Raw genomic sequence first — 12,933 nt, 5'->3', positions numbered from 1 at the left:
TTACAATAATACCTGAAACAGGATTACACTTGATATATTAGTATATCCATTTAATCATAGTCTTTTTAAAGTTTTAACTATAGTTTGTATGGTACCTGCAGCAATCCAAGTATGATAGCATGATCGAATAGAAACCATTTCTATTTATATTAGTAACACTCCGAATTCCTAATTTATATTACTTTCTCGAGGGGGAAGCCTCATGTTTCATCCTAAATATATTCGTTCATCTATGGAGAAGAATGATTTCCAAATGGTTCACCAAGGGAAGGCTGCTCATCTCTACGTAGCTTCGACGGAAGAGCCTGGTATAACACGAGCAGCACATGATCTATGTAAGGATATTACACGGATTACACAGCAATCGACGAGACTCATCAATCAACTGTCTGATTCTGAAGAAACAGCTCATGTAATTATCATCGGAACCATCGGCCATTCACCTGTCATTGACCAACTCATAGCAGATGGGAAAGTTGACACTTGCGGCGTGGCTAACCAATGGGAGTCTTTTGTGATTCAGACGGTCATGAACCCACAACCGGGCATAGAATCTGCACTCGTCATCGCTGGAAGCGATAAGAGAGGCACGATCTTTGGTATCTATGATATTTCCGAGAATATTGGCGTATCTCCATGGCATTGGTGGGCAGATGTTCCACCGAACCAACAGAACAACCTATATGTCATTCCTGGTATCTATAAACAAGGAACACCATCGGTGAAGTATCGCGGTATCTTCTTGAACGATGAAGGTCCGTCGCTTATGGCATGGGGTCGTTCCAACTATCAAGAGTTGAATCATGATTTTTATGCGAGCATATTTGAGCTACTCCTACGTCTTAAAGCAAATTATCTATGGCCCGCGATGTGGGACAACACCTTCCATGAGGATGATCCTCTGAACCCTGAAATAGCTGATTATTATGGAATTGTCATCGGTACATCTCATCATGAACCGATGCTGCGACCACATGGTGATTGGAAGAAACATCGTCAAGGTCCTTGGGATTATTCTATCAATGATGAAGTGTTGTATCGATTCTGGGAGGAAGGCATAGCACGTAGTCGCGACTTTGAGACCATCGTCACACTTGGTATGCGCGGAGATGGCGACGAAGCGATGGGCGGGCATTTGTCTTTTGAAGAGAAGATTCAATTACTGCAACATGTTGTGGAAGATCAGCGCGAAATCATTGCTAATCAGATGGATAAAGATATAACGCAGGTCCCTCAACTATGGGCCCTATATAAAGAAGTGCAAGATTATTATGAGCATGGGATGAGAGTTCCAGATGATATCACTTTACTGTGGTCAGACGATAATCATGGCAATCTACGAAGAGTACCCACAGAGGAAGAACGTACTCGCTCGGGTGGGGCAGGTATATATTATCACTTAGACTATGTGGGTGGCCCTCGTTCTTACAAATGGCTCAACACTGTTCCGATTCAGAAAATATGGGAGCAAATGCACAAAGCCTATGAATATGGGGCGGATCGCATATGGATTCTTAATGTTGGTGACCTGAAGCCTATGGAATTCCCACTGGAATATTTCCTGCGTATGGCTTGGAATATAGAACATTTCACGAAGGATAACTTCCATCCGTATACCCTCCAATGGGTAATAGCTCAGTTCGGGGTGGAATATGCCGATGAAATCACCGACTTAATAGAACGGTATACCAAATATAACGGGCGCTTAAAACCGGAGTTATTGAATGCAGTCGAGCTTTACAGTTCTATTCACTATAAAGAGGCCGAGATTGTTGTTTCGGAATTCCGGGATATTACGACCAAGGCAGAGGCATTATTCGAGCAGCTTCCTGGGCATTTACAAGATGCCTTCTTCCAACTGGTATTATTCCCTGTGAAGGCTTCAGCTCAGGTACTTGAGCTCCAGATGCGTGCTGAGAGAAGTAAACTCTATGCCAAGCAAGGACGGATTATAGCAAATGTAGAAGCACGTGCAGTCGAGCTTCTATTCGAAGCAGATCGAGAGCTCACTTTCGACTATAACAAACGATTATCGCTGGGCAAATGGGATCATATGATGGACCAGACGCATATCGGATATACGTATTGGAATCACCCTCCACATCACATCATGCCAGAGGTTGGCCGTGTAGAAGAGCGTGAAGGATCAGAGATGGGAATAGCTGTGGAAGGATCTGTGCATGTATGGCCAGCGAATGACCATGATGACCTTTGCAAATTGCCTGAATTTGATGTGTTTACGCAGGAGAAAAGGTATTTTGACATCTTCAACAAGTGCTCATCACCCTTTAAATACAGTGTTAAAGTCAATATGCCTTGGATTAAAGTGTCCTCAGAGGAAGGACAAGTGTACAACCAGCGGCGCATTTGGGTAGACATTGATTGGGAGACCGCTCCAAAGGGTGAAGCTATTGCCGCTACTATTACAGTTATTGGTGCATATCAAGTCAAAGTCAACATAGAGGTGTCTATTTCCAATCCTGTAACCCCGTCACGAGAATCGCTCAGTGGGCATATCGAAAGTAATGGATATATATCAATAGAAGCAGAACATTACAGTCGTAAGCTATCTGCGAATGGTGCAGATTGGGAGCGGATCGCTGGTTACGGTCGTACCCTCTCCTCGATGGCAGTCTTCCCTGTGACGACATCTTGTACGAATTCACCAGAACCAGCTACTTCCCCACGTGTAGAATATCAGGTGTATGTCGTTCAGCCAGGCGAGCTAACAGTGGAATTATTGTTGGCACCATCGAATGATTTCGTTCCAGGAATGGGGTTACGAATAGGCGTCTCCTTCGACAATGGACCCGTGCAAATATGTGATGCTATACAACGGATGCCAGATGGGTCATTCCATGAGAAGGATTGGGAAAAGAGTGTCATTCTTAATATCCGCACAGCGCTTAGTACACATCACATCGCCGAAACAGGATACCATACCCTAACCGTATGGATGGTTGACCCGATTGTAGTACTACAGAAGATCGTTATCCATCATGGTGTTCTTGAGTCTAGTTATCTCGGACCTCCTGAGAGCTACTATGGCGGGAAGCAGGCTGATTCGAAGGTGCAAGAAAGTGAACCATCCTTCGATCCAGTGTCTATACCGGGTATAATCTCCCTTCCAGCAGAGGAAGCAGAGTGTATTGATATATTCGTTGAGGAATCAGGAATATATGAAGTGTTGCTGGCTGGGGATGGCGATAGTGATGGTAATGGGAATAGCAAATACGATGATGATGCGGATACCGCTGACCAAGTGAATAGCAATAGCGCCGTTAGCATTTTGTTAAAATGCGATGGACATGACGTTTCTGTTCCGATCGGTTATGGCTTAGATGGAAATAATAGTAGGACTCTTTCAACGGAGCGCATTGTATTAGAAGCTGGCGAACATGTACTTGAGGTGCTGTCGGGTGAAGGATGTGTTGCTCCGAAAGAGCTTGTCCTTCGATTAATCTCGCCTGATGTTCTAAGTGTACGACCATCGTTACGAAGAGGAAGCTTGCTTCCGCACAAGCCTCTTATTGCACAGATCGGAATCATCAATAAGGATTCTTACTTTAGCCACCAATATGCCATAACTGTATCTTTGTATGCAGAGGATGGCTCTTTAATAGATCAGACGAGCCTTATCAATACGATTGCCGTGAGCGGAGAAGAGATGCATCAACTATGCCTTTCTGCAATAGATCACAGTAATGTATATAAATTGAAGGTTGCCATCACGATGGATGGTCAGACAAGAGGATATGAATCAGATTGGACACTTTAATGTTATAAAAACAAAGCAACAGCAGACCTATGAGTGACTATCCTAGGCCTGCTGTTCGTTTTTACTGTCACTTATGATACCATTCTCCGCAGACAGCGTATGCTTCCGAAATCGTTCCGCCCTCTGTGCTCATTCAAGCGTACTTTTTCAACTTTTCAACCGAAAAACAAAAAATCGCCCTTTTTGGTAATTTCTTCACATAAATCCTAAGAGCTTTTATAGATACTGACGCTCACCCGTTTGTGCTGCCTTTTCCACTGTATCAAGTAACTGATGAAGTTTTACCGCATCTGCGAAGCTTGGGGTTAAGGATGTTCCTTCTTGGATATCTTGGGCAAATTTACTGTAAGCCTGAGCTATATTTAGTACAAAACCTGAATCATTTTTAAGGGAATTCGGTACCCGGTAATACGAATCGGGAATCGTTAATTCATGAAGCTCTTTGTCAGTAGACCCTGCACCCCATAATTGATGTGATCCAAATTGAATAGAAGCAGGCGCACTCAGAACGATCGTCCCCTTGTCTCCAAAAATTTCAAGCGTAAGACCAGTTTGGTGCTTTACTCCCCCTTGGATGTGAACGCTAGCTGCTGCGCCATTGGTCAATTTTCCTGAAATCAGTATTTGGTCATCCGTAGTTTTTTCAATGACTTTTTGTATATCCACCAGTTCGACTTCAGGGAATTGTTGCACTGTGACGGCTGAAAGCTCTTTGAACTCTCCAAGCATGTAGGTAAATGCATCCAGATTATGTCCGCCTACAATAGTGAGCAAGTTTCCTCCTATCTTCCTGTCGAATAAGTATGCAGTAGCCTTGTCAGCCACTCCCCCCATTCCATCAATCGAGATCTTTAAATGGGCTGACAAAACTTTTCCAACATAGCCTTCTGCCAATAAATCCTTCACATAATTGATGGCTGGGGCCTGTCTGGCCTGCAATCCTATTGCATTTGGCAATTGTCGGGATGTCACCCATTCCTGCATTTCCAGTGCTTCAGTGGTGTTTGATCCTAGAGGCCATTCGCAATAAATCGGTTTTCCCGCAGGAGCAATCGCTTTTACTGCATCATAATGTTCTTTAACGTTAATACTGACGACTACCATGTCAACATCGGGATGTTGAGCCAAATCCTCCATGTTATCAAAGCCGTGAGTTGCCTTGAAGGCCTCGGCGCTTTTCTTCGCGCTCTCCATATTGCTCGTCCCTACAGCCGTAAGTTCAAACTCATTTAGTTGCTCAATGGCTGGCATGTGTGTGCCTCTAGCCCATCCGTTATTAATTGACCCACCTATAATGCCTGTACGAATTTTTTTACTCATATAAAACAGCTCCTTATTTGAGATTTTTGTGAAATGTTAGCATGATAAATATATAACCGGAACAATCGAGAAGCCGTCACAAGCACCGGCCAAAAGCCATTCTTCCAAGAAGTCAGCAACTTGTACGGGGGTACCTGCAACTACCGGATGATAGTTAATATTGAAGTGCTAGTTGCATCTCTTTTCTTTTCTCCATATATTTATTCTAAGGTAACCATTGCCTCTATATTTAGCTTTGTTAAGCGATATTAGAAATATTTAATGTTTAGCATGCTAAACATATACACAAGAGAAAACTTATAATAAGTTACTCTCCATCTGCTTTAAAAGTTGCCTTAACAGTACGCGCTCTTCCGGTAAAATGGTATGCAGTAATTTTTCTTGCTGCTGTCTCCATTTAATATCAACCGGCTCCTCTAACTCTTTGCCCTTATCTGTTAGAAAAATTCGCATAGCCCTTGCATCTTGTTCATCACGTTTACGGTATATAAATCCGTTTTGCTCCAGTGACTTAACCATGTTTGTTACCGTAGGCGGTTCACAATTCAGATGTTCGCATATTTGCATTTGTGTAATCCCATCGCCTAACCACAACCGGTAAAGCAAATTCTCCTGGCCAACATACAGGTTAAGTTCCCTTAGAGATTCACTATAATCCCGGCGCATTTGGGAAGAAATTCGATCTAACGACTGACGAATATCGCAATCCACTGCATTTGTCATGAATAGATCTCCTTAACAGTCGAATTATATTTAGCGGACTAACTATAACATGGTGAAATTAAGGTGTCCACATATCTTAAGGGACCTATTTATTTGTTGGCATATCCTTGCTTGTTTAAATACTCCAGCATTTCAGGCAGAATACTTCTTTGGAGATGATCCTGGATATGCTCACTCCATCCTTTTACTTTTTTCACGGTGAACGGAGCTTTAACAGGACGGCTCTCATAATACTTCAGCATGGCTTCATCATAGACGGCTAACTGCTCTTTATCGAGTGGCTGATATTGGTTTTCAAGTAATACCATGGATTGAGGCAACCGCGGCTTCAGTGCAGGCTTATCTCCAGACGGAATACCGATACATAGTCCCACCAATGGAATCACATACTTAGGTAAATTCAATAGTTCAGATAACTCGTTAATATTAGCTTTAACCCCACCTATAAATACGCCGCCAAGTCCCATGGATTCTGCTGCGGTTAACGCATTTTGTGCCATCAGCCCGGCATCAAGTGAACCGATCAGAAGAAATTCAATATATTCAATATCAACATCCGGGGCAATTTGATGATTCCGGTTGAAATCAGAGCAGAAAATCCAAAACTCAGCTGCTTCTTCAATATAAGGCTGATTGACACAGAGCTGCATCACCTTTTTACGCAGATCCGGATCGGTGATTCTAATGATAGACACGGCCTGTAGAAGGCTGAAAGATGAAGTTTGATTCGCCGCCTTAAAGATTGCATCCCGTTGTTCCTCTGTCAGGGGTTGATTGGTATAAGAACGAACGGAGGTATGATTGTGAAGCAATTCAAGCGTATTATTCATTTAATTGGTCTCCTCTTCCGGGTATGTTACAATAATAATTAGCTTGCTAACTATATATCGTTGTTGTTTCGGTTAGAAGCTTTGACACCATCATAAGTTCATCCGTTTCATTTGCAAAGAGGGCAATTTAAATGAACATAGTACATGTTTTTGTACTTTTAGACTAGGAGCGATCTCAATGAGAGTATGTAATGACGGATTTCAAAAAGAGTTTATTGATGAAAAAAGAGATATGTACGCAATAGCCTTTACCCAAAATGTACTTTCAGGACGCTGGAAATATTTCATTATCTGGTACTTGGAAGGGGAAAAACGCCGTTATACCGATATAAAAAATTTCCTGGGAGGCTTATCACAAGGCTCGCTGACAAAGCAGCTTAAAGAATTGGAGAACGATGGAGTTATTAAACGTGATGTGTATCCGGAAGTTCCGCCACGAGTAGAATATTCACTGACAGAGAAGGGAATCAAACTGCTGCCCGTCCTTAAAAAGATGGAGGAATTCGGTAAAGAATACGGGGAGAAGCCTGAATCTCTTTGAGCTTCAGTGCCCATGCTTACATTGGTATAAAAGAGAGAAAGCCGGAGTGACGGCGTACGATAACACCGCCATGCTTCCCCGGCTTTCCCTTTGCCAGTTATTTATTGATCTTGTCGAGCAATTTCGAGACGATTTGTGCACTTTCTGCACGATTCACTTTTCCTTGAGGCATGAATAATTCATTGCCGCGGCCGTTAGTTAGGCCAAGCTCCTGTGCAGCAGAGACCTCATCTGTAGCCCAGGAGCTGACCGCGTCGGCATCTTTAAAATTGTTCTTTCCTTCTGCTAGAGCCTTCTGCCCTGTCTGGAATTGATAAATATTAAGAATCACGACCGCCATTTCTTCACGGCTTATGGTTTCCTCTGGTGCGAATTTATCCATGCTTCTACCGTTTATGATTCCCGCTTCGAATGCAGCGGCAATGGAAGAAGCGTACCATTTCGTTGGATCAACATCCTTGAATGTAGTTGTGTTCGCGGCCTTTATTCCCAGTGCCCGGCTAATAATCGAGACAAACTCAGCTCTGGTCACGTTTTGCTTTGGTGCAAATGCCGTGTCGCTTACACCGAGAACAATTTGTTTCGCAGCCATCTTCTTAATCACGTCATGAGCCCAATACGATGCATTAACATCATTAAACGATTTGTCATAGTTAAGGATGGAATACATACTGAAATGGCTCACTTCCGCAGTGATCATATCGCTTGCATACGTTCCGCCCGCATACTTCAGGCTGCCGTCATCGGCGATGTAATAGATCCCAGCCAGAGCATGGCGAGAATTCTCATTTACACTCATCCTAATGGTGACTGGTTTGGAGAAGTTCTCAAGCTGAAGTACCGTTCCATCAGCTTTCAGAATAGATAATTTGAAGGTATAGACCTCTCCTAAAGCGGATATGTCTGCTTTATTCTTGCTTTCGACACGTTCCATTAGTTCTTTAATCTGATCTGCTGATAATGTGTCTATTTCAAAGGAGATTTGGGCGCGTTCAAGTTCGTCTCTTGTAACCAGCCCTTCCAAATCCTTTAATACCTCAGCAGGAACTTCGATCTCTGCTCCGCTATGTTTAATTTTTAAAGCGTTCTTGCCATCATTTGCTGCCGTTTTAACCGGAAACAGCACCTGCCGTTCTCCTTTTGCCATTTCGAATGACAGGCTGTTCTGACTGTTCGGTTTGCTTGGGGTAACCCCATTGCTCACGAGGCTGTCCGTATTGACAGGGTTGGTTGGAGCAGGCGGATAGCTTGGATTGGTCGGATTCTGCACCTTAACCGGTACGTTGAAATCATCGACGTTAATATGTCCAAAACCGCCTGTGGATTGGTCAACCACCTTAATGTAAAGCTCTTCACCGATATACTGCGACGCATTCCAATTCTTCCGTTGATATTCCTCATAATTGGTTGCTATCTCTTTAAATAACTCCTTGCCGTCCGATGCCCGAACCAGCGCAACATACAGCTTATCCATATCACGTCCGCCACTGACAAGGAAGTTGATCTTACCGTTCCCGCCAAGGACAAAATTCTGTGATTTTAGCGTTCCCGTTGAGCTGTCACCACCGGCTGCTTCGTTGAAGCCCCACAAATGATAGCCACCTGGAATTTTTTGCGACGGATTGAAATATATCGTATCCCAGAAAAGCTGGGCATTGGTCACATGGACATCCTTGAAGGCATCTCCTTCCGCTATCCAGCCTGTTAAATCACCTGTAGCAAAATCATGATTAGGCAGATCCGTAATATCGGTATACACCGAGTTGTCCCAGTTATCTGGAACATAGACCGGAGTAGCCGGTTCACCCGTCAAGGCATTCATATTCCATACTTCCATCGACTTGACCGTAATATCTTTGTCAGCCCAGATCTTCAAGCCTAAAGAATCGTATCGGCCTACGTAGACGCGAGTTGTCAGCTTTTTCTTATCATTGGCAAAAGCTTCAACTACCGAACGGTCGAGGAAAATATGAAGCTTCAGATTCTCTCCGTCAAGATCGACGTACCCGCCTTGAATACCATCCACACGCACATCCGGATCAATACTGCTCTTGGTCCGATCCACGTTGAAGGTCTCGTCTGTCTTATCGTAGTAAATCAGTGTTGCTTCTTGGCCGTTATCGGAGCGTCGCACCTTGAGACCGAATTTCTGGGCTTCACCTGGATCAATTTCCATCACAATCTCCAACATGTCGCCTTTGACATTTTGGATCAATTGATTGGCAGTCTGTAGATTTTTGTCTGCAAAATCAACCAGTTTAGTACTTCGTAGACTCTGCAATTCTTGAATCGGCTCAATGCGCAATTCATCATGATCATCCAGACTTAGGGAAACTGGCAATGCCAGATTATGAGCCCATCCGGCTTGATATTCAGCCTGTGGTGTTCTTACATTCTGCACCATGGAGTAGACGACCGTTCTTCCATCAGGTGTGACCATACCGCTCTCTGCGGTTAAATAACCATCGCCTACATCCATTTTGGAGGGTGCCTCCTGATCAGGTATAAATTTGAAGTTATCGCGGTCCCATGTTCCAATCCAGTAAAAAACCTCAACATCTCTTTGCACATCGTTAGCTGGAGCAACATGCTCCGGCTTTTCATGAGGATTAACCATAAAAATATACTTTTGCTTGCCCGTACTATCCTTGCCTAACGGTAGTAATACCGGCAGTTCCCATACCGTACCGAGCTCCGGATAGAGGCTTCTGTCACTAACAAATAAAGGCCCCTTATACTCCCAGTTGTACATATCGTCGGATACATACACCAAAGCTGTGCCGCTGCTGAAGTCTTGAAGGCCGGACGTCACTAACTGATACCACTTATCCACCTCTTCGTCGTACCATACGAATGGATCACGAAACTCGTTATGGATGCCATTGCCATTCTGCTCCGTTACCGGTTTGGAATATTTCACCCATTGCTCTAAATTGGGATCCGACAAATCGGCTGGAGTTGCCAGCCCGGTTCTTTGGTTCGGTGACAAGGAGTCATTGCCAGCAGTATAGAAAAGTACCGGATTGCCATCGCGATCATACGCTGCACTGCCTGACCATGCTCCGTCCGGATCAAGGTCACCCGCTTCGGGGGCAAGAGCAGGCCGTACATTTTCCCAGTGAACCATATCGTCACTAACCCAATGTCCCCAATGGATTTGATGCCAGTATGGACCTTGCGGGTTATGCTGATAAAACAAATGGTAGTTGCCGTTATAATAAATCGGTGCATGCGCCTCATTCATCCAGTTTTGCGGTGGCATTGCGTGATACTGGGGACGGTGCTGATCTCCATCAAGCACACTTGGGTCTTCATCAATATCACCATTTGGAATTTCTGGAATCGAGCCGTCATGAAGAGTTTTCACATTCTCATATTCAGCAAGGATCTCCTGACTTGTAAGGGCTATGTTTTGCAGTTTTACTTCATCTATAAGTCCGCTGAACATATTGTATGAGAACAAACCTGCCAACTCTACGGGTTTATTATTTTTACCGATTATCAAACCTTCGGTAGATGGTGTAATCGGAATATCGACAGGGGTAGCTTGGGAAGCTATTTCCTCACCGTTCAAGTACAATTTAATCATGCCATGCTTCTTGTCGAAGGTAGCAGCCACATAATTCCATTTGTATTTTTCTAGTGGATGATCTTTAACCCACACTTGAATCCACTTGCCGCCAATTCCGACCTGCATCGACCATGTGCCGTGCCGGTACATGCCAAGCTCGAAGCCTTCCGCTTTATCCTGATTGGACTGGCTCACGATTGTTGATAGCTTGTTTCCGTCTCCCCATTCGTAGCTGCGCGGCGCGACCCAAGCTTCAAGCGTTAACGCGTCACGTACTGGAATAGTATTCTTTGCATTGATCTCGATATCATTCGAGTAACCATCGAACAGCAAGGCGCCACCTTTTACTCCGCGCGGAGTCCATCTTGGGTCTTTAGAAGCCATATATCTAGCGCTATTAAATACATAATTCACATCGTGCTCAAGATTGCTTACTTCCTCAAATGCCTTCTTGCCTGTGCCTTCATCAAAATTCATGTAGAATATGTTACCCACAGCATCAGATTGAAAAGCATCAACGGAAATACTGGCTTGATTGGATTGATCGATAACCTTGATATAAAGCTTCTTATTGTAGTGTTCCTGCATTCTCAAGGAAATTTCCTCATTTGCACTGATGTCATCGGTCTTCTTCATCAACGCGTTAGTGCTGGCATCATATAGCGCGACGTAGGCGTCCTCCGGATTGTCGATACCTACAACAGTGAAGTTAATCGTCCCGGTTCCTTGAAGCGTGAAGATACCCGAGGTAATCGAGCCCTGTCCCTCTAAGGAAGACTTGGCATAAAAGTTACCTTCTTTACCGGATTGAGCTTCATCGGTTACTTGAAAAGCATTACCATCAACGATCCAAGCATCGAAGTTTCCGGTTTCAAAACCAGGATTCTGCATTTCGGTCGGCAAAATATTATCCGCCATAACCCCTTCTTCTGGTACAAGTTCATTAAAGGTGTTGAAGGCGTCCGCAAATATTACCCCCCAATCCACGGTCCCATTATCGACGATCTCTAGATATAGTTTCTTTCCGATATACTTGGAAAGATCGGCTTTATACTGTTCCATGTTCGCGAGTCTCAATCCCTGTGCCGGATCCGGGAACGCGGACTCGTTAAATTCGGTATTTCCGTACCTGGCAATCAAGTCTCCCGTATCCGCATCAATGACGCTCACGTACACTTGATCCGTATGCTTGCCTCCGCCCAGTCTGAAGGTGATCCAACCAGTTCCTCCAAGCTCGAAGGTGCTGGAACGAAGTACGCCGGTCGCGGCTTCAGCATACTTCCAGCCGTTTAAATGATAAATGCCTTCCTGGTTGTACGGGATTTGTTCTGCCCACCAGGTTGTTTCGTCCGATACACTATTCGTACCAAACGCTTCGCCTTCCACTACCGTCCATCCTGTTAAATCTCCGGTTTCAAAGCTGGGATTTTCGATTTGATAGCGTTTGAAATCCGGCTTGATATCCGTGGCGAAAATTCCTTTAACCGGTTCGGATGGATGGTACATGAGGAAGGCGTCCGCAAATATTACCCCCCAATCCGAGGTTGCATTATCGACGATCTCCACATACAGCTTCTTACCCATATATTCAGAAAGATCCGCCTTATACTGCTCCATATTAGCAAGCCGCAAGCCCTGATCGGGATTCGGGAAGCCAACGTCGGCGAATGCGCTGTTGCCGTACCTCGCAATACTTTGCCCCGTATTGGCTTCCACGACATTTACATATATCTTGTTAGGATTTTTTGCACCGCCAAGCTTGAAGCTGATCCAGCCGCTACCGCCCAGCTCGAAGGTGGTGGATCGAAGAACACCTGTAGCAGCTTCATCATGCTTCCAGCCGTTTAAATGATAACTGTCTTCCTGGTTGTACGGTATTTGTTCCGCCCACCATGTGGATTCATCCGATACGCTGTCCTGACCGAACGCTTCGCCTCTGACAACCGTCCATCCTGACATATCCCCTGTTTCGAAGCCTGGATTCTGAATCTGATAGACCGCATCCGTAACTGACAATTCCATGTCCGCCTTTGGAATAGAAGCTTCCCCAACTTCAACTCTGGCTTCGGCTGATACCGAGATTCCTGGAGCCACAAGCTGAAGAGCCATAACCAATACAACCATACTGGAGATCCATGATTTACTTTTTTTGGCTTCCATCATGAAACGA

General features: G+C 44.5%; 6 protein-coding genes. 2 read left to right on the top strand and 4 right to left on the bottom strand.

The annotated features are described in order from the left end of the window. The first annotated feature begins 202 nt into the window (after positions 1–202). On the top strand, positions 203–3,778 hold the full coding sequence (locus LPB68_RS13125) for a glycosyl hydrolase 115 family protein (RefSeq protein WP_068660487.1): 3,576 nt from the start codon (positions 203–205) through the stop codon (positions 3,776–3,778). A gap of 216 nt (positions 3,779–3,994) precedes the next feature. Here the strand turns inward: LPB68_RS13125 and LPB68_RS13120 are convergent, their stop codons facing one another. The 3 genes from LPB68_RS13120 to nfsA all read right to left on the bottom strand — a co-directional run bounded on the left by LPB68_RS13120 (position 3,995) and on the right by nfsA (position 6,651). Next, a complete protein-coding gene (locus LPB68_RS13120; protein WP_068660489.1) occupies positions 3,995–5,098 on the bottom strand; it encodes a Gfo/Idh/MocA family protein in 1,104 nt (367 codons plus the stop codon). Positions 5,099–5,395: 297 nt separating this feature from the next. Then, positions 5,396–5,821 (bottom strand): MarR family winged helix-turn-helix transcriptional regulator, encoded by a 426-nt coding sequence (locus LPB68_RS13115; RefSeq protein WP_068660491.1) that lies wholly within the window; start codon positions 5,819–5,821, stop codon positions 5,396–5,398. 89 nt (positions 5,822–5,910) lie between these two features. Next, positions 5,911–6,651, bottom strand: a complete 741-nt coding sequence (nfsA, locus tag LPB68_RS13110) for an oxygen-insensitive NADPH nitroreductase (RefSeq protein ID WP_068660493.1) — start codon at positions 6,649–6,651, stop codon at positions 5,911–5,913. A gap of 178 nt (positions 6,652–6,829) precedes the next feature. On the opposite strand from nfsA, the gene LPB68_RS13105 reads away from it, so the two are divergent. Beyond that, complete coding sequence (locus LPB68_RS13105) at positions 6,830–7,192, top strand: winged helix-turn-helix transcriptional regulator (RefSeq protein WP_068660495.1); 363 nt, start codon at positions 6,830–6,832, stop codon at positions 7,190–7,192. Between the two features lie 97 nt (positions 7,193–7,289). Here the strand turns inward: LPB68_RS13105 and LPB68_RS23435 are convergent, their stop codons facing one another. Beyond that, positions 7,290–12,926: an S-layer homology domain-containing protein gene (locus tag LPB68_RS23435; RefSeq protein ID WP_082865798.1), complete on the bottom strand. Its 5,637-nt coding sequence runs from the start codon at positions 12,924–12,926 to the stop codon at positions 7,290–7,292. Between the last annotated feature and the right edge of the window lie 7 nt (positions 12,927–12,933).

Source organism: Paenibacillus crassostreae (assembly GCF_001857945.1).
GTDB classification, from domain to species: domain Bacteria; phylum Bacillota; class Bacilli; order Paenibacillales; family Paenibacillaceae; genus Paenibacillus_AQ; species Paenibacillus_AQ crassostreae.
The sequence above is the reverse complement of the archived record's forward strand: the minus strand, read 5'-3'. Positions and strand labels throughout refer to the sequence as shown.

Coding starts and splice junctions, on each gene's coding strand:
- LPB68_RS13115 (WP_068660491.1), bottom strand. CDS start 5,821: ATGACAAATGCAGTGGATTGCGATATTCGTCAGTCGTTAGATCGAATT.
- LPB68_RS23435 (WP_082865798.1), bottom strand. CDS start 12,926: ATGATGGAAGCCAAAAAAAGTAAATCATGGATCTCCAGTATGGTTGTA.
- LPB68_RS13105 (WP_068660495.1), top strand. CDS start 6,830: ATGAGAGTATGTAATGACGGATTTCAAAAAGAGTTTATTGATGAAAAA.
- LPB68_RS13125 (WP_068660487.1), top strand. CDS start 203: ATGTTTCATCCTAAATATATTCGTTCATCTATGGAGAAGAATGATTTC.
- nfsA (WP_068660493.1), bottom strand. CDS start 6,651: ATGAATAATACGCTTGAATTGCTTCACAATCATACCTCCGTTCGTTCT.
- LPB68_RS13120 (WP_068660489.1), bottom strand. CDS start 5,098: ATGAGTAAAAAAATTCGTACAGGCATTATAGGTGGGTCAATTAATAAC.